Annotated in this window: 15 protein-coding genes; 5 read left to right on the top strand and 10 right to left on the bottom strand. The window is 45.9% G+C overall.

What is annotated here, in order from left to right:
* Nucleotides 1–163: 163 nt before the first annotated feature.
* The 3 genes from IAQ59_RS10055 to IAQ59_RS10045 are packed head-to-tail and all read right to left on the bottom strand — an operon-like array spanning nucleotide 164 to nucleotide 3792.
* A complete protein-coding gene (locus IAQ59_RS10055; protein ID WP_209330676.1) occupies nucleotides 164–712 on the bottom strand; it encodes a KdsC family phosphatase in 549 nt (182 codons plus the stop codon).
* A 4-nt stretch (nucleotides 713–716) separates the two neighbouring features.
* Complete coding sequence (locus IAQ59_RS10050; protein ID WP_209330675.1) at nucleotides 717–2258, bottom strand: carbon-nitrogen hydrolase family protein; 1542 nt, start codon at nucleotides 2256–2258, stop codon at nucleotides 717–719.
* Nucleotides 2259–2316: 58 nt separating this feature from the next.
* Nucleotides 2317–3792, bottom strand: a complete 1476-nt coding sequence (locus IAQ59_RS10045) for a potassium/proton antiporter (protein WP_209330674.1) — start codon at nucleotides 3790–3792, stop codon at nucleotides 2317–2319.
* 193 nt (nucleotides 3793–3985) lie between these two features.
* Between IAQ59_RS10045 and IAQ59_RS10040 the strand changes: the two genes are divergently transcribed.
* From IAQ59_RS10040 to IAQ59_RS10025, 4 genes are all read left to right on the top strand, one after another.
* Complete coding sequence (locus IAQ59_RS10040) at nucleotides 3986–4897, top strand: mechanosensitive ion channel family protein (RefSeq protein WP_209330673.1); 912 nt, start codon at nucleotides 3986–3988, stop codon at nucleotides 4895–4897.
* Between the two features lie 41 nt (nucleotides 4898–4938).
* The gene (locus IAQ59_RS10035) at nucleotides 4939–5892 is read left to right on the top strand and encodes a hypothetical protein (protein ID WP_425342605.1); all 954 of its coding nucleotides are present in this window, start codon (nucleotides 4939–4941) and stop codon (nucleotides 5890–5892) included.
* A 122-nt stretch (nucleotides 5893–6014) separates the two neighbouring features.
* A complete protein-coding gene (gene leuS / locus IAQ59_RS10030; RefSeq protein ID WP_209330672.1) occupies nucleotides 6015–8789 on the top strand; it encodes a leucine--tRNA ligase in 2775 nt (924 codons plus the stop codon).
* Nucleotides 8790–8841: 52 nt separating this feature from the next.
* The gene (locus IAQ59_RS10025; protein ID WP_209330671.1) at nucleotides 8842–9150 is read left to right on the top strand and encodes a hypothetical protein; all 309 of its coding nucleotides are present in this window, start codon (nucleotides 8842–8844) and stop codon (nucleotides 9148–9150) included.
* A 2-nt stretch (nucleotides 9151–9152) separates the two neighbouring features.
* Here the strand turns inward: IAQ59_RS10025 and IAQ59_RS10020 are convergent, their stop codons facing one another.
* The gene (locus IAQ59_RS10020; protein WP_209330670.1) at nucleotides 9153–10778 is read right to left on the bottom strand and encodes a T9SS type A sorting domain-containing protein; all 1626 of its coding nucleotides are present in this window, start codon (nucleotides 10776–10778) and stop codon (nucleotides 9153–9155) included.
* Nucleotides 10779–11012: 234 nt separating this feature from the next.
* Between IAQ59_RS10020 and IAQ59_RS10015 the strand changes: the two genes are divergently transcribed.
* The gene (locus IAQ59_RS10015; RefSeq protein WP_209330669.1) at nucleotides 11013–11510 is read left to right on the top strand and encodes an FKBP-type peptidyl-prolyl cis-trans isomerase; all 498 of its coding nucleotides are present in this window, start codon (nucleotides 11013–11015) and stop codon (nucleotides 11508–11510) included.
* A 7-nt stretch (nucleotides 11511–11517) separates the two neighbouring features.
* Here IAQ59_RS10015 and IAQ59_RS10010 read toward each other — a convergent pair whose 3' ends face one another.
* The 6 genes from IAQ59_RS10010 to IAQ59_RS09985 all read right to left on the bottom strand — a co-directional run bounded on the left by IAQ59_RS10010 (nucleotide 11518) and on the right by IAQ59_RS09985 (nucleotide 19305).
* Nucleotides 11518–12483, bottom strand: a complete 966-nt coding sequence (locus IAQ59_RS10010; protein ID WP_209330668.1) for an ABC transporter ATP-binding protein — start codon at nucleotides 12481–12483, stop codon at nucleotides 11518–11520.
* Complete coding sequence (locus IAQ59_RS10005) at nucleotides 12480–12830, bottom strand: MmcQ/YjbR family DNA-binding protein (RefSeq protein WP_209330667.1); 351 nt, start codon at nucleotides 12828–12830, stop codon at nucleotides 12480–12482. The genes IAQ59_RS10010 and IAQ59_RS10005 overlap by 4 nt, the downstream gene beginning before the upstream one ends.
* 11 nt (nucleotides 12831–12841) lie before the next feature.
* Entirely contained in the window at nucleotides 12842–13033 is a 192-nt protein-coding gene (locus tag IAQ59_RS10000) for a DUF6728 family protein (RefSeq protein ID WP_209330666.1), read from the bottom strand.
* Between the two features lie 23 nt (nucleotides 13034–13056).
* Complete coding sequence (gene ispG, locus IAQ59_RS09995) at nucleotides 13057–15045, bottom strand: (E)-4-hydroxy-3-methylbut-2-enyl-diphosphate synthase (RefSeq protein ID WP_209330665.1); 1989 nt, start codon at nucleotides 15043–15045, stop codon at nucleotides 13057–13059.
* 2 nt (nucleotides 15046–15047) lie between these two features.
* On the bottom strand, nucleotides 15048–15752 hold the full coding sequence (locus IAQ59_RS09990) for an SDR family oxidoreductase (RefSeq protein ID WP_209330664.1): 705 nt from the start codon (nucleotides 15750–15752) through the stop codon (nucleotides 15048–15050).
* Nucleotides 15753–15828: 76 nt separating this feature from the next.
* Entirely contained in the window at nucleotides 15829–19305 is a 3477-nt protein-coding gene (locus tag IAQ59_RS09985; RefSeq protein ID WP_245189533.1) for a hypothetical protein, read from the bottom strand.

Raw genomic sequence — 19305 nt, 5'->3', positions numbered from 1 at the left:
ATTAGGTCTTTATACGCGACTGTTACCGCCTTCCTGATCTGGCCCATAGGTGCCTAAACATTAAATAGCCACCCACCTGTTATTTTTTGGGGGGATTGATTGCCTACCTGGTACAAGTAGGCTTACCAAAAACTGACCACCAAAACCCTGACTTCTGACGCAATCAAGCGATATCAAGGGAATGAAGTGCAGCAGATAACTTGCCCTGTACCTCTAAAAGCGTGTCAGCGACCTCTCTGAAAGCTCCCTTGCCTCCTTCCAACGTACATACAAAATCCACCCGGCTGCACACGTAAGGAAGGGCGTCCTTAGGTGCGGCAGAAAAGCCGACTTTGCTCAGCACATCCAAGTCGATGATATCATCTCCAATATAGGCACATTGGTCTAAGCTCAGATTGAAATCCTTGATAACCTGAACGATAAGGTCGAGCTTATTCCTAACTCCGTGGTAATGAAAATCTAAGTTCATCTGTTCGCAGCGCTGCCTAACTACTGCTACGTCCCTTCCTGTGACCGCACCTACCGTGAAGCCATATTTCTTGAGAAACGGAATAATCTGTCCGTCTTTTACCTGAAAACGCTTGTACTCCATCCCCACATCATCAAGAATGATGCCTCCATCCGTCAGCACCCCATCCACATCTGTGATGAGGAGCTTGACCTTTTTAATTTTGGCACATAAAACTTCGGAGAGGACTTGGCGTTTATACATACCCTTAGCGCTTTCTTTTCCATTGAATAGAATACAGGTCGAGCCGCCGCTGCTCGAGATTCCTCACACTACCAGCCTTTCGCAATTTGGTAAGCAGATCCAAGTCGACGTCCGCCACGATTGTAGTTTCCGTATTCAGTGACGCTTCCGCAATAGTGGCATCGTGGGGAAAGGAAAAGTCCGAGGGAGAATAGATCGCAGCCTGCGAATGCTGTATATCCATGTTTTCCACCTTTGGAAGATTGCCAACGGACCCTGTAATGGCCACATAGCATTCATTCTCAATGGCCCGGGCCTTGGCACAGGTACTTACGCGAAGAAAAGCGTTTTTGGTATCCGTCCAAAATGGAACGAACAGAATATCCATTTCCTTTTCCGCCAAAATCCTGCCAAGCTCTGGAAACTCTACATCGTAGCATATCAAAATCCCAATACGGCCGGCATCCGTATCAAAAACCCGAATACCATTCCCTCCTTGAAGCCCCCAGTAGGCTTGTTCGTCCGGTGTAATGTGCAGCTTATACTGCTTTTCCATGGTCCCGTCCCTTCGGCAGAGGTAACTGACATTTCGCAATTTCTTGCCGTCATACTCCGGCATGCTGCCGGCGATGATATTCACATTGTATGAAAGAGCTAGGTCCCGCATTCTGTCGAGAATTTCAGCGGTATATTCCGCCAAATTCCGTATCGCCTCGGAAGCCTCCATATTATTGAATCCTGCCAGCAAGGGAGCATTGAAAAACTCCGGGAAAAGGCAAAAATCGGACTTATAATTGGAAATGGTGTCGACAAAAAACTCCACCTGCTGCATCAAGTCGTCCACGTTGGCAAACCTTCGCATCTTCCATTGTACCAAACCCAGCCGCACGATGGTCTTCTTATTACCGATTAGCTTTTCTTCCTTTTCATAGTAGATGTTGATCCACTCGAGTAGGGTGGCGTAGGCACGGGAATCTGTATCTTCCGGCAGGTACTTGGTAATCACCTTTCGCACGTGGAATTCATTGGCAAGCTGAAAGGATAATACCGGGTCAAATATCTCCTTGTTCTTTACCAACTCGATGTATTTTCGGGGAGTCATTTGATCTGCATACTTGCTAAACCCAGGTATGCGTCCTCCCGCAATGATTGAGCGTAAATTCAGGTTTTCGCAAAGTTCCTTTCGGGCATCGTAAAGCCTCCTGCCTAACCTCAGTCCGCGATATTCCTTGTCCACAAATACATCGGTACCATAAAGCGTATCCCCATTTTCGTCGTGGGTATCGAATTTGCCATAACCCGTAATCTGATCATAGGTGTGGTTATCGCCATACTTAGCGTAATCTACAATCAGGCTCATAGCTACAGCTACCACCGTTCCATTATCCTCCAAACATATTTGACCCTCCGGAAAGGCTTTTACCTGGTTTTGAAACTCCTCTTTGGTCCAGGCCATCGCTTGGTTTTTGTATATACTGACCATGATCTTTCGTATATCTTCGTAGTCAGATAGCCGCACATTTCGTAGCTTTAATCGATGCTCTAATTCCTCTTTTTGCTTGCTCATGATCCAAAATTACTCAATTTTTAACGCTAATACAGAGGGTCCGAATGGCCTGGAATGATTACCCCATCGAATCTCTGAGCCCAAACTTGCGGTACACGTCATTGATTCCACTTTCACTATCTGAAAGGACGACCAGTGTATCTCCCGATTCTATCACTGTAGAACCACTCGGTGTGATGTATTTATCGCCCCGTTGTATCATGGCAATGATCGCCGATTTAGGGAACTCCAGATCCACTATTCGCTGCCCGACCTTTTCCGTACCCTCTTCTATTTTGATCTCTTTCATAATGGCTCTGGGATATTCCTGCATAAAGACATCCGTGGGATTTTTCGGCTTGGCCTTTTCCGGCAACGCCACATGCAGCCATCCCGCCACCGTAGACAAGGTAGTGCCCTGAAGCAAGATGGAAGTAAGTGAAATAAAAAAAACAATATTAAAGATGACATCTGCCTTATCGATCCCTGCAAGTAGTGGATAGGTGGCAAACACAATGGGAACCGCTCCACGGAGGCCAACCCAAGATATGTACAGCCTCCGCCTCATCTTCATCTTAAAAAACACCAAACTGATTAAAACCCCAATGGGCCGAGCGACAAAAATCAGGAACCCTGAGATCAACAATCCAATCCCAATATACGGAACCACTTCGGAGGGATAGACCAATAACCCCAGTGTAAGGAATAATACGATTTGCATCAGCCAGGCCAACCCATCGAACATTTTCATGATTGCCTTTTTATGGATCAGCTCCTGATTGCCCAAGTAAACCGCACAGATGTAAATAGCCAGGAAGCCGTTTCCGCCAAAAAAATCGGTAGCAGAAAACGTGGCAAACATCAACCCGATAACCAACACCGGGTACAAACCCTCAAAATCCAACTGAATTCGATTGATAGCTAAGCGGCTGAGTACGCCAAATAAGTATCCCAATAGCCCTCCTAGAACCATCTGTTTGAAAAACAACGGGATAACTGTCCATAACCCTTTATCCTGATCGACTACCAAACCCAAAAAAGCGATGGTTAACACATAGGCCATCGGATCGTTACTACCACTTTCCAGCTCCAGTGTAGGTCGTAAATTGGTCTTTAACGCCAGATTTTTAGCCCTTAGGATGGAAAACACCGCCGCTGCGTCGGTAGACGAGACAATGGCACCCAAAAGCAACCCTTCGTAAATGGTAAAATCTGTAATCAGCCATATAAATACACCTAGTAGGATCGCGGTAAGAAAGACACCCAGTGTGGAAAGCGAAAAACCCTGCCAAAACACCGGTTTAACGGTTTGCCAGTTGGTGTCGAGCCCCCCTGAAAAAAGGATAAAATTAAGGGATACGATACCTATAAATTGTGCAATCTTGGGATCATCAAAATGGATACCACCAAAACCGTCAGAGCCCGCCAACATCCCGATGGTCAAAAACAATACCAAAGTTGGCACGCCAAATTTGTAGGATGTTTTACCCGCTACTATACTCAGAATTAGCAAGGCAGACCCTATCAATAAAATATTCTCTATAGTTAAATTCATCCAGGGTTTTTAAAATGGGTAGACTCAATTGCCAAATATACGAAACCTTCCCTATCAAATAGGAATCAAACGCCGATTCCAACGATTCTTCTTCCCTAATCAGAAACTAAGAGGTCGATTTTGATTTACTGCTTTGGATTGTCTCAGATCCTGATTACTTTACTCGGAATTTCGTAGCAAAACCTACACCACGATGAATGAACTATACCAAGATATAACAGATGGAAACCTAGGGAATTTTTTAGAACATCTGGAGCAGTTTCTTCAAATCAGCCTCATTGGACTGGGCGAATCCAAACTAACCATTGGGCTTTTGATTTGGCTGATCGTTTCTATTACGGCAATTTTAATCTTGTCGGAACTTGTGAGAAAGTTTACAGTAAACAAGGTACTGGCACGCTACCCACTAGACCTTGGAACCAGAAAAGCCATCGGCACGATCATCAAATACATTCTGATCAGTATTGGCTTTTTCACCATTCTTCAAAATTCCAATGTGGATCTCAGCGCATTGGGGATTTTGGCAGGTGCCATTGGTGTCGGTATCGGTTTTGGTCTCCAAAATATCACCAATAATTTCATCAGTGGTCTAATCATTCTTTTTGAAAGACCGATTAAAGAAGGAGATCGTATAGAAGTAAATGGGATAAACGGGGATGTCGTAAAAATATCTGCTCGATCCACCACGGTTGTTACCAACGACAACATTACGATCATCGTGCCCAACAGTCAGTTTATTGACAATCCCGTAATAAACTGGTCACATAATGACCGGAATATTCGCTTTCACATCCCTGTAGGTGTAGCCTATAAGGAAGATCCTGAAAAAGTCCGTAAAATTTTACTGGAGGCTGCCGCCGAAAACGCGGGAGTTCTCAGTAACCCGCCTTGTGATGTTCTTTTTCAAGGATATGGAGAAAGCAGTATTGACTTCGATCTCAGGGTCTGGACTTCTGATTTTATTAATAAACCACTCGTATTAAAGAGTCAACTTTATTACGATATCTTCAGGCGGTTTCGGGACGCAGGCATCGAAATACCCTTTCCACAGCAAGACGTCCATATTCGATCTGGGGCAAAAAATATGACTGAAACAGGCCATTAAATCAACCCCTTACGTTATATTTATCCGAAAATTGGAGAATAATGAAGCGGAGGATGCTACGGAGCTTTTTTTTAGGTATACTTTTCACAATTGGGATTCACGATGTGAATGGACAAGCTATCTACCGGTTCCGCTTTGAAGAACCTTGGTCCGTGGCGGCACATGGAGGCCCTACGCAATATTTTGGTGATTTGTACTCACTTTGGAAGTACTACGAGGGGGTACAACCGGATTACAACGCAGCCCTTACAGGAAGATATACCTTCGGCACCAACTTAAAGGCGCGGATGGATCTTACCTATTACCAGATTTCAGGACAGGACACCAAGGCAGACCCCCGAAGCGGACGCATACCCCGAGATCTGAACTTTCGGGCCAGAAATTACGAAGCCGCCTTGCTTGTTGAGTATTATTACAAGCCCGTCAAAGTATACAACATTACACGGGAATTTCTCAACCCCTATATTTTTGCTGGAGTAGGCGTATCAACCAACGAACCGTACGCAAATTACCGGGGAGAATGGGTACCATTAAAGCCTTTGCTTACCGAAAATGAAGCTTACCCGGGAGTCGTCATGGTTTTTCCGATGGGTCTAGGCCTAAAGTATAAAGTAAACGTATACATGGATTTTTTCATCGAAGGTAACTACCGCTTTACCGTCACTGACTACTTGGATGACATCAGCTCGTTCAACATGTCCGGATTTTACGAAGATTTGGTAGCCGACTATATATCTGGCGAAAACCCCGATCGTCTTCGTCTATCGGTAAGGCAGGCCCGCTATTTGCTAGAAAATGGTGAGCCTAATGTTAACCTGATCCAATCCAGCCGCGGAGCCCCGCGTCGAGGAAGTGGAGATCCAAGATTGGATGAACCAAATGCCCGGTACGATGGCTATTTTTCGCTAAATTTTGGTGTAGAAATCTACTTTGCCCAAGACATCTGGGAAAATTGGATTTTTCGAAATCGCGGAAAAGGATGGCGATTCTGGTAGTTTCCAATTTGATCATTCCTTCCACCTATCGTCGATGACATACATTGTCATTTTAGAAATGAATGCCGATTATTTTTTTTAATTTTGAAACCATTTTCCAATTACACTTACCAAAATCAAAAATGGCAGATTACAATTTTCGAGAAGTAGAACAAAAATGGCAATCCTACTGGGAATCATCCAAACAGTTTGAAGCAAAGGTAGATGCTACTAAACCTAAGTTCTATTCCTTGGACATGTTCCCGTATCCCTCCGGGGCTGGGTTACATGTCGGCCACCCATTGGGATATATCGCTTCGGATATCGTTACGCGATTCAAGAGACTAAAGGGGTTCAATGTACTCCATCCTATGGGATATGATTCGTTTGGACTTCCAGCAGAGCAATATGCGATACAAACCGGTCAGCACCCGGCCATAACCACGGAGGAAAATATCCGAAGGTATACCGCACAGTTGAAACGCATTGGCTTTGCCTTTGATTGGAGTAAAGAAGTCCGCACTTCCGCCCCGAATTACTATCGATGGACACAGTGGATCTTTATGCAGCTATTCGATAGCTATTATGATTTGCAGGCCGATAAAGCGTTGCCCATCAAATCTTTGACGGAGACTTTTGAGCAAGCCGGAAACACCACCGTTCAAGCGGTATGCGATGATGATACGGAGACTTTTTCAGCGGCAGAATGGGCTGCTTACAGCGAACGAAGAAAACAGGAAATCCTACTAAAATACCGACTCACATTTTTGGCCGAAACGACCGTAAACTGGTGTCCGGCACTCGGGACAGTACTATCAAACGATGAGGTAAAAGACGGTTTTTCCGAGCGCGGAGGACACCCGGTAGAGCGTAAAAAAATGATGCAGTGGAGTATGAGGATCACTTCGTACGCCGACCGCCTACTACGCGACTTAGAAACGGTAGATTGGCCTGAACCGGTAAAAGAAATGCAGCGAAACTGGATAGGTAAATCCACGGGAGCAGAAATGGTGTTTCAGGTGGAAGGTCATCCCTTACAGATAAAGGTATTTACTACCCGTATTGATACCATCTATGGGGTAACCTATCTCGCGTTGGCACCCGAACATGAGTATGTGGAACTACTGACCACAGATACGGAGCGGGAAACAGTGGAAGCCTACGTAGAGACTGCCAAAAACCGGTCTGAGAGAGACCGTATGAGTGATGTAAAAACCATTTCGGGTGCATTTACTGGCAGTTATGCCATCAATCCGTTTAACGGGGAGCGTATACAGATCTGGATTGCGGACTATGTATTGGCAGGATATGGCACTGGAGCGGTCATGGCAGTACCTGCACATGACGAACGTGATTATAACTTTGCCCGTCATTTTAACCTAGAGATTCGGCAGGTCATCGAAGGAAGTATGGAAGAGGGAAGCTTTCCAGGTAAGGGAGGCACGATCATGAACTCCGATTTCCTCAATGGACTGGAGATGCAGGCTGCGATGAACAAAGCCATTGCCTTTTTGGAAGAAAAAAAAATAGGCAAAGGAAAGATACAATATCGCATGCGGGATGCCATATTCACCCGGCAACGGTATTGGGGCGAACCACTTCCTGTCTATTTCAAGGATGGTTTACCTTATTTGATAGACGAAAAGGATCTTCCCCTTGTACTACCGGAAGTGGATAAGTTTTTACCAACAGAAGACGGTGCCCCACCGTTGGGCAGGGCTAAGAATTGGACTTACCAAGTGCAAGGACAGGAATATCCGTTGGAGTTGAGCACCATGCCTGGCTGGGCGGGTTCCAGTTGGTACTTCTTCCGATACATGGATCCTGCTAATGAGCGGGAATTCGTAGGTAGACAAGCCGAGAAATATTGGGGGTCGGTGGATCTGTACATCGGCGGAGCGGAGCACGCAACCGGCCATTTATTGTACTCCAGGTTTTGGACGAAGTTTTTATACGATCTGGGTTATGTCAGTATCGAGGAGCCTTTTCGCAAAATGATTAACCAAGGTATGATTCAGGGAAGATCAAATTTTGTTTTCAGAAAGAAAGGAACCAATACCTTCGTAAGCGCTGGATTGCGGCACGAGTACGATACCGTCCCCATGCACGTGGATGTCAATATAGTCTACAACGATCAGTTAGATCTGGAAGCCTTTAAACAATGGAGACCAGACCTGGCAGATGCCTCCTTTATCTTGGAGGATGGGAAGTATCTCTGCACAGCCGAGGTGGAAAAAATGTCAAAATCAAAATACAATGTGGTGAATCCCGACGATGTAATCGAGCGCTATGGTGCAGACACGCTACGCCTCTATGAAATGTTTTTGGGTCCCTTGGAGCAGTTCAAGCCCTGGAACACAAATGGTATCGATGGCGTGTACAAGTTCCTTCGTAAGCTCTGGAAATTGTATTTTGATACTAACGGACAACTGGCCGTCACCGAAGAATCGCCAAGCAAGGAAGAATCCAAAGCACTTCACAAAGCCATCAAAAAAGTAGAAGAAGATATAGACCGATACTCCTTTAATACTTCGGTATCTACATTTATGATCTGCGTAAACGAGCTTTCCGCATTAAAGTGCAACAAGCGTGCGATCTTGGAACCACTACTGGTAATACTTTCGCCTTATGCGCCGCATATTGCCGAGGAATTATGGCAGCAATTGGGTCATGAAACTTCCATTATCCACGCGACTTATCCAGAGGCCAAGGAGGAGTTTCTCACTGAAGACACGCACGAATACCCGGTATCCATAAATGGTAAAATGAGGGCTAAAATCACCCTTCCACTAGACCTTTCTAAAGAAGAAATTGAAAAGCAGGCTCTTGCCAACGATGCACTTCAAAAGTGGCTCGATGGAAAGTCTCCGAAAAAAATTATCGTTGTGCCTGGTAAAATCGTCAATATAGTGGTTTAAATCCAAAAGGCTTGGGGACATACTCCAAGCCTTTTCTCTAACAAACTTTGCCATGATTAACCGCTGGTTCATTGCATTTGCAGCACTCCTCACCAGTCTGGTGTTGGCATATGCCCACCTGAAAGTTTACTTGGGTTTCCTTCAGGGCAAGCAGCCTTACATCCCCACAGGCATACGTCAATTTCATGGAACAGAACAAGTCATTTCTCCTGTGGGCACACTTATTTTTGGGTTGATTTTTTTGTCACTTGCCATCGCCGCAATGTACTTCAGCGTCAAGTCCAAGCACAGAAAAGTCTTCTTTGTACTGGTTTGTAGCCTACTGGTGATCTGGTTCCGCTTGTTGGCAGGTGCTACCTGAAATCAACGAATCACCTTGAAAACTTTGGTATAGTCCGCATACCTTATCTCAACAAAGAAAAGACCCCCAGGCATGTTATCGAGTACCTCACTGAGGTCTACCTGAAGCATTTCACTATGCAGTACCCAATGTGCACCCAAATGAGGGGAATAGACCCTGATCTGTGCGCGATGCTCGTAGTCATTCCTGCTTCCTACGTACTGAAGGTGCAGAGTCGAACCATTCACCGGATTAGGATACAATCGCCAGCTATCCGACGCGTCTGGCACAGACACATTTACCATTCGAACCTCACTGCAATAGATCTCTTCTTCGTCCGACAAGGCCTTAATACGGTAATAATACCTACCTTTCCGAGGCGCTTTCAGACTGTCCACGAACGCATATGTCCCACTAGTCCCTTCCCCGCTTTTGCCCGGCGCTAGGTAACCGACTACAAGGAAATCATCGATCCCACCATAGGAACGCTCGATCTGAAAACCATATGCACGGTTTCCTTTAGGCACTTTCCATCGAATCGAAACTCCTTTGGTAGGCTTACTATACGTCAACTCCAAAAGTTCAACAGGAAGGGGAAGAGACACAAAGGCCGGCAATTGAAACTCATAGACAAACACGCATCCATATTCATCGGTGATCGCCACTGTATAGACACCATCCTTTAACCCATAGATAGCCGCTTCATCGGCATAAAAGCCATCCGGTCCCGACCATAAATAGGTATATTCACCCGGCCTCACCACGTCCAAAATAATCGCTCCATTGGGATTGATAGTGTCTGTTTGATTGATGGTCACCGTGGTAAAAGGATCTACCACGTCCGTTTCCCGCAAGGTAACAGGCTGGCTGTATGTCGACAAAATCACCCCATTTTCGTCGGTCACCGTCAAGGTCGCCGTCCCGTTTCCATAATAAGTCACTAGCGTATCATAATCGGTAGACGAAATAGCATCCACGCCCGTCATAAAATCCCATCTATAGTAGTAAGATTCTAGCCCCCCTCTAGAAATATTCTCAAAAGATACGGGCGTTTCATCTCCTACCGTGCACTCTTGCTGAAAAACGAAATCCAGTATATGAGGGGTAGTTACACTGATGGACGTGGTATTTCCACATTGTGATTTGCCGTAGCTATTGTTTTCGCAGGTATAACTTATCGAATGGTCCACTTGTGCGGTGGTCGTGTAGATCGTATGCGGATTAAGCAAATTAACGGTCTCTCCACAGGACCAGGCAAATTTGAGATCTTCATCAATTAACGTGATAGTCATTCCGGAACTCGGGCTGATTTCTCCGAGGAAATAGTTGATAAAAATCAGCTGACTCCCTATCTCCAAATCAGCGAGGAGTCTTCCATTGCTTACGTTTGAACCAGAATTGGAGGAGTAGCGTAGGGAAATGTAAACGTCGATAATTTGACCCTGCGAACAAGACCTCACCGTATTGCTTATGGGATTTCCGTTTATATCACTTAGGTAAACGCTTTGTATTGTGAAGTTATTGGCGGGACAATTAAAGTCCTGACATTCCCGCAAATCGGGAAGGTGTGGTTGAAATTGTGCGTGCAATGGGGTAGCAACTGAAATCAGCCAAAATGCGAACAACAATATTTTGACTTCACGATGCATTTTTATCGGAATAAAATTTTATTATGAGTGATATATAATTTTATTTCTCGATTACTGTTACAATAATACAAATTTTATTTTGAATACTCAATACCACTGGCAAGAATCATCCATGCATTTGTCCAGCTGCTTCTGTCAAAAAGAATATGTTCCTATTAGTAAGATCTCTCTTCAAAGACCCATTTTTATTCTCTCCTAAATAGCCTTACCTTTATCCCCGTAAAAACAGGTAAAATGAAAATCACTGAAAATACCGTGGTCGGTCTGACCTACGAACTAAAAGTCACCAATGATGCAGCGCACTCCCTGCCTTTCTCTGTAGAGGTGAGGGATGAAGAGGATCCGTTTTATTTTGTCTTTGGCAATAGCGGTTTACCCGAAAAATTCGAACGTTTACTTGAAAACAAGACAGAAGGCAATACCTTTAATTTTACGCTTTCGGTGGAAGAAGCCTACGGGTACTCCGATGAGGAGTTAGTCCTCACGGTGCCAAAAGCCCAGTTTACAAACGAAAAAGGATTTCAACCGGAAATGCTAGAAGAGGGCAGCTTTTTACCGTTGATAGATGAAGATGGCTATCCGATGCAGGCCAAAGTCATCAAAGACATGGGGGAAGAACTGTTGCTGGATTTCAACCATCCTTTAGTGGGAATGAACCTTCATTTTGATGGAGAAATCTACCGTGTACGAAAAGCCACCAAAGAAGAGGCTGCTCAAGGTTTTGTCGAATGAACAATCCCTATTCCGATAGGGTCATAATCTCGCCTCTAGGAAACACCAATGATACCAAGTCACCTTGGCGGAAAATCCTACGCTCGTCTAATATTATCCACTCCAATCCGGTACCCGTCAAACAGACGGTCAACTGATTATGATAAGGCAGAAAGCAACAGCTCGTTATCCTGCCCGCTAGACCTTCACCGTCAGTAGAAACACGTATGGCGGTGGGCCGCAAAAAACGTCCCCTACCTTCTGGTAGGGGATTTATTGGCGTAAAAAGCGACGCCACGTACCGGTTTTTTGGATGATTGAACAGTTCTTCTACATTTCCCTGCTGTATTAAAGTTCCCTTGCGCAATACCGCAATATAAGGTGTCAGCATCAAGGCATCGCTAATATCATGGGTAACCCATATTCCGGTCACGTGCAACTTCCGAAACACTGCCTGAATTTCAAGCAGTAGCTGCCGCTTTTGGAGGGAATCCAAGTGACTAAATGGCTCGTCAAACAGGAGTACTTCAGGCTCTGAACTCAGTGCCTTGGCAATCGCCACCTTTTGTTGTTGTCCCCCTGATAGCTCCCTAGGCAGTCTCCGGCGCATACTTTCGAGATTAAAGGCATCCAAAAGGTATTCCGTACGCTCCTGCGCATAGGATTTATCATACAGTAGCAACGGTCTCCGGATGTTTTCCTCCACGGTGGAGTTTGGGTAAAGTTTAAACTGCTGATGGACAAGCTGTATTTGATCGTACCCAGCCACAAGCTTTTGGGAGGGATTAAGAATGGGTTCACCGTCGAGCAGCACCTCGCCCCTATCTTGGGTTTCCAGTCCGGCAGCGATTCGCAAAAAAGTACTCTTTCCGGAACCGCTCTCTCCGATCAATCCCAGCAACTGCCCCTTGGCCAACTCCAATGTGATCCCGCTCAACGCCTGTGTATCTTTATCAAAGCGCTTGCTAATACCTCGTAAACAAAAAAAACTCATTTCGCCAGCGAAACTTGTATGCTCTTGGGCAAACTATTGAAAACCAGTTGATAGGAATGATCTACCCAACTTAAAATATCGCTGTCTTTCACGGAACCATCAAAGGGAACTGTATTCCAATGCCTCTTATTCATGTGGTATCCTGGAGATACCGTTGGGTATGCCACTCGGATCTCCTCAGCCCTCTCGGGCAGGCATTTAAGATTAACACTTTGAAACAACTCTATGTCTATTATCGCAAATATCTTTCCTCCTACCCGGAAGCAAAGGGTATCTGCATCAAACGGCGTATCTTCTGTGGTTCCCCGCTTTGCCAAGCAATAATCTCGAAATCGGTGAATATCCATTTTCAGTTAGCTTAGGCCAGCCGCTTAACAATCCAAACAATGAGTGCGGCCAAAAACATCAGGATAGATATTTTATTAATGCCGTGCATCATCCGCAAATTGAAATTTGGCTTGCTTTCCGGGTCGGATTTCCGAAAGACGCGGAAGAAATAATTTCCCACATCTCCTAACTGGAAAAATTCTTTTACACGCTTATTTGCCATATCGCCTTTTTTTCTAGGTTAAATTAGGAATCTACGGACTCAGGTTCTATCCATTGGCCATCCTTCCGAATAATTTCAATCAACTCGTCTACTGCTTTTTTCGAGGGAACGGAACGCTTCACGACCTCTTTCCCCTTATATAGGGTAATTTTACCCTTGCCTGAGCCTACATAGCCATAGTCTGCGTCGGCCATTTCTCCAGGGCCGTTTACAATGCATCCCATTATGCCGATTTTCACCCCTTTTAGGTGGTCTGTGCGCTTCCGAATCATCGCAGTAGTCTCCTGCAAATCAAACAGCGTACGCCCACAGGAGGGACAGCTGATGTATTCCGTTTTGGACATACGGGTTCTTGCGGCTTGAAGTACGCCAAAGCTGATGGTATTATGAAGCTTCACCTGCCGTAATGTCGCCTCCCTGTCCGGTAAAACTATACGATCCAAGCCCATTAAAATCCCATCTCCAAGCCCATCAATGAGCAACCCTCCCACATCGGTAGCAGGAAAAAGCATTTGCTGATCTTCGCCAATTTGCCCATAAGCTACCTTGACTACTACCGGCACACGCACACCAGACTGTATCAGCGAAACAAATGCCCTCCGCAAAGCGGCCATATGATGCTGATTGGAAGTACTCAATATTATGACCAGGTCTTTGCGGTCTCTTAGATAAGGAATGGCTTCCTCCACTTCGCTGTCTTCCAACAAAAGGAAATTTAGGGAACTGTGCCATTGGACCGCGTTGGCGAAATCACCCCACGTATATGCGGGATACTTGTTTACCTTATCGGTTTGACCCGCCCACACGTCTACGTGCTGTATTTCCTTAAGACCATTGGGAAGCATGAAAGAAATTGGGTTCCTGCCGGTAAACACATAATCTGCTCCTTGGTCGTTCATTTTCCATTTATCCAATTCCGGTAGGTAAAAATGCCCAACATGTTTTAGCTCCTTTTCGGTAATCGATGGGATTTTAGACAAATCGGTCACCACTCGCGGCACATTACCGCCACCAAAATTGGCCACCTCTAGGGTGTCTCTCCTATTATAAGAAAAAGGATCAATAGGGTAGGTTGTAATTGGGACAATCGGCTTATGGGGTAGCCTTGCATCGTAGCGGGCAATCAATGCCTTCACCACAGGTGCTTCAAACTCTGGATCCTCCGTTAAGGAAACCCTAACAGTGTCTCCCAGACCATCCTCCAGTAAAGTCCCAATTCCCACGGCAGATTTGATACGTCCGTCCTCCGCCTCCCCGGCTTCCGTAACTCCCAAGTGAAGCGGATAGGGCTTAAACCCACCCTCATCCAGCTTCTGCACCAACAGTCGGTAAGCCTGTACCATGACCTGGGTATTGGAAGACTTCATGGAAATCACGATGTCGTGGTAGTTTTCGTCTTCACATATTCGCAAAAACTCTAGGGCAGACTCGACCATCCCCAGGGGAGTATCTCCGTAACGACTCATAATACGGTCAGAGAGTGAACCGTGATTGGTGCCAATCCTCATAGCCGTTCCGTGTTCCTTACAAATCCTGACTAAGGGGAGGAAGCGCTCGCGTATACGTTCCAACTCTGCTTGATAGGACTCATCCGTGTAAGAGATCACCTCAAATTTCTTTTTGTCCGCATAATTACCCGGATTGATGCGCACTTTTTCAACAATCCCCGCCGCGACCTCGGCCGCATTTGGGGTGAAGTGTATATCTGCTACAAGCGGTGTGTTATATCCCCTAGCCCTGAGTTCGCTTTTTATGGCCCTGAGATTTTCTGCCTCTTTGATGCTTGGAGCGGTAATCCTCACCAGTTGACAGCCACTCTCAATCATTCGAATCGCCTGCTGAACGGAACCTTCCGTATCCATGGTATCAACCGTAGTCATGGACTGCACGACAATGGGATTGTCTCCTCCCACCCAAACATCCCCAATTCGTACCGGAATGGTCTTGCGCCGGGAGTACCCGGTGAGGCTGTTGCAATAATTGATTTTCTCTGTTAGCGTCTTGATTTCCATATTCAAATATCTCCCAACTGGGGACGGATTACAATTTCTTCAACAACAGACTGAGGCGAAAGGTTATAGGCGGACCAAACGGATTCTGCAACATCCTCCGGTTTCATAAAGCGCTCTGCCGGAAGATCCACCCCCTCCCAACTCGCAGTAAGTGTTGCTCCTGGCAATACCGAAGTTACCCGAATACCATGGGGAAGAAGCTCCTGCCGAAGGCACTTGGTAAATCCCAACATGGCCCACTTCGAAACGGCGTAGCTCCCCCCATTTGGATAGGCTGTCAATCCTGCGATGGAACCAATCGAAAAAATATGCCCTGATTTCCGGCGGATAAATCCGTCAACAAATGCCCTTGTTATATAATATGCCGAGAAAAGGTTTGTCTGAAGCGTTGTTTCAAAGTGTCCTTCTGGCTCATTGTGCAGTGCACCGGGCAAAAATACCCCCGTGTTGTTCACCAATACATCGGGAACCACTTGGGCGCTAACCGCATCGGAAAAACGTTTCACCTCTTCCTTCCGCGACAAATCAGCCACACCGGTGAACACCTTGACACCTGGGAACCGGAATCGGAGACTAGCGGACAACGCTTCAAGGTTTTCTTCACTCCGGGAGCAGGTATATAAATCAAAGCCTTCTCGGGCAAACCGAAAGAGGATCGCCCTACCGATTCCTTTGGTTCCACCGGTTACCAATATACTTTTCGACATTTGTTTGCAATTCAATTATTAGTATGACAACTAATTATAAAAAACAAAGTTACAGGATTTATTGGTTTATTTCGCATCAAAACAGGGCAGTAACCTGCATTCTACCGGTATGAACTACCCGGTTAAGTCCTTGTGAATTTCTTCCTTCATACACCATGGTAAGCTGTAGTCCTTCCCCGATTTTCTGTAGCCAATTGATATTCCACACATAATTGCTGCCAACAGTGAGCGCCTGTAACATCTCGTAGCCCGTAGGGGAGTTCGGAACACCGTTATAGGCTATATGGGTGTAGCTAACTTCAGCGTTAAGCGTGGTTTTTATAGCTTTTGCATAACGCACGTTCAAGCCTACCTGATGCAGCGATGCCTCCTCATCAATCTCCGTGTTTGCTACGTTTACCTTTTTGGTAAGGCTGTATTTTAGCGATGATCTGAAAAACGAAGATGGCTGAATGGCCAACTCCGGACCGATAGAACGTTGATAAATACGGTAATTTCGATTGGCCAAAAAATTCGAGGTTGCTTGCCTTAGACCATTGGCGGCCAAAAATTGAAGGTTGATTTGCTTGTTAATATTGTACCTGGAAGTTAACCTGCCATCCTGCTGCTGTAGTTCCTCGAAGCCCCCGGAAAGCAACTGTTTGTGTTGACTGCTGAAGATCGAATAGTCCGCTCCAAACTTAGCGGAGGAGCGGTTAAAAAAGAAAGTAGACCTAAAATTCCCCCTTGCAGACACCAACTCTTCCGGGGCTATATTCCCCAAAAAAGGCGTGATCCTGCTACCTATAGCCGAGGCGGTTATTTTCTTCTCGACCGTCCAGTTAGTAGTGTTTGAAAACTTATGGAGGAAGGACTTCCATCCTTTTTCCGTCCGCCAATTGTCCGGAAATTTGGCATTGAGTCTGTAGTTAAACAAGGTGGTATAGGCTTGGATGTAGTCATCGGTGGGCACAAATACCTTGATGAAGTTCTTTTCCTCCGGATTAATAGCAAGGTAAAACTCATTCAACTGCTGAACGCCATCCCCATTGTCATCCCGCCAGGTATGTGTTCCGTCTCCAGTAGGCACCGGCAAAAAAACGAACTCCCGACGGAGCTCCCGCCCATTGCCCAACGCATAACTGATTTCATTGCGAAGATTGTTATCAAAAAGACTTCCCAAGTAATCCAGCTTACCCATCACGGTAGATTCATCCTGAAGCATCCGCATAAGATGCTCCAACCTGCGATAGGTGAACGTGGACTTGAGATCGTGGTTTCCCATGCGGCGCTGAAACCCGTACTGATTGGTAAACGCACGGGTTTCCGGCGCCATCTCGCCACCTACCGGAAACCGATCCTCCCTCCAAGAGGCCTGCGCAAAGAACGCATAATCCAAGGTGTCGTTGGAACGTACAAAAACCTGATGCTCCAGAAAATTCATGGCAGTGCTTACCAAAGAATCGCGCTCCGTATTCATCACCTGATTCCGATCTACATGTAGTTTGTATCCTGGCACCAGTATAGCTGAACGGTAGCTTAGCTCTCCCTCATACCTGTACCATTCATTTTGAAGAAACCCCACCTTGCTATCCAGCACAAACCCGTCAGTCTTTAGAAATATCCGAGACCCCAAACGTTGATTCAGACGCGCCGCCTGCTGAATTCCCGAAAGAATATCTCCCCGCTGACGAACAGAAAGAGAGTAGGATAGCAACTCGTCCCGGCTCTTCTCCAGCTTTGCCTCCAGCAGCCCGATGCGTTCCTGTTGGGCTTCCTCCAAGCTTTCCGCGCTTAGGCCCCAATCCCGGTCAAACTCTATGTACCTTAACCGGTCTATAAAGGAAAAATCCCTGCTATTGAACTCCAGATCTAATTTAGAATCCAGGCGATAGCCTTTCAGCCAGCTGACAGGACGGTTTTCAGTGAGCAGGCCAGACTTCACTCCGAAGCCCCGGTTGTCGGAATTGTCAAGCTCAGAAAATAAATTTTCATCCCTATCAGACAATGCCACTTCTGCGTAGAAGCGGTCATATTTACCCAATTTGACCTCTGCTCCAGCGGTGATCATTTGGCGTTTGTTCGGTACCGGAAGGGGAGACAAGATGGTAAAATTACCTTGGGAAATCCCATTTTGACGCGGTATATATTCGTAAACCACCCCATTAGCCAGTTGTTCCCGCCTCCGATAGTCTCCTTGACCAGGGATTGTCTCCAGAAAGCTGACGGCAAAAAATGCCTGTTCAGGATCTGTGGAATACTCGTAGTACTCGATCGGTACTCCCTCCTCACGGTACGCGGCTACTTTCCGGTACAAAATCCGGTTAGGGTCAAACGGAATGCTGTCAATTCGGGGAACAGCCGCCAATTCCAACTCATCACCCACTGCATTCAATAACCGCTTATCGGACTCTGAAAGCTCAAAGAAGAGCGGGCGGTTCCGGTCATCCTTTTCCCGATAATAGTTAAGGTAAAAAGTGGCCTTTTCCGACTGTTGAATGTGGTTGGCAGTGAGTATGGACCTGGAGAAGTTCCGTTCCGCATACTCGAAATCAACCCTAACTCGGCTATACTGGGTTATGACCACACTGGGGGTAAAGGTGATCTCTCCTTGATTGTAGTCAATGATATAATCTTGATTAAACCCTCGCCGAAGCTGCCTGCCATCCAAAAATACCTTTTCAGAATTAGCCATCACGATGACAAATCGCTCACTTCCCGGTCCTCGGATTCGGTAAGGCCCCATGACTCCTTCTCGGATCTCCAGCTGTACGGAAGCAAACTTACCTTTGGCAATGGCCAGTGTTGCTTGGGAAGAAGCCTTCCATTGATCATTTACCTGATAGTCTGTAGTAAACTGCAATCCCTGCACGTTTTTATAATACCTCAAAAATTCAGATCGCCGTTGCTGCAACACCACATCTCCTCCAGATAAGTTGAAGTTATCATTATAAAGCTCAATGAGCACATTGTCAAAGTCCTGTATCTGCTGCGTATTCCCTTCCGGCTGAAAAGGGACATTTTGATCATTGATTGAGGCCCTAATCTGCAAATTTTCGGTCAGCTCCCCATCCATCTGAAGGTTTAACGAACTGTTAACGAACACATTTTGTGCGTTGCCAAATGATATTCCCCGGGTAAGGCTTCCTGACTGATTTAGTTTGTCCGAGGAAAACACCTCTTCCCTGAAGTCGAATTCGGGCGATATACTGGCCCGGTTATCCCTAAAATAGGCCATGGAATCATAATCCACTGCCAGGCTCCTGTTTCGAAAGGTTTGATTTAACGCAAAAGGAAACGTTCGATAACAAATATGCAATGAGTCCAGCACGATTCCTTCCATTACTGATATGGTTAACAAGCCCGTGTTCAAATCATAGTAAAATTCATAGTTATTTCCATCGGCATCATTGATGGCTATAGATTTATCATACACCGAAAGGGAATCCAAGGAGATAGGTTGGGAGGATTTTACGGAATACACCCACTCACACGTGGTTTCTTGGGCAAAAGCGCCCATAATCATCGCCCTAAGCAGCATATAAAGAAAAAAAATGTATCTAACCCACCTCAT

Origin of the sequence: Lunatimonas salinarum, from assembly GCF_017811155.1 — a bacterium.
Classification (GTDB): Bacteria; Bacteroidota; Bacteroidia; order Cytophagales; family Cyclobacteriaceae; genus Lunatimonas; species Lunatimonas salinarum.
This window is presented reverse-complemented; position numbering and strand designations above follow the sequence as displayed.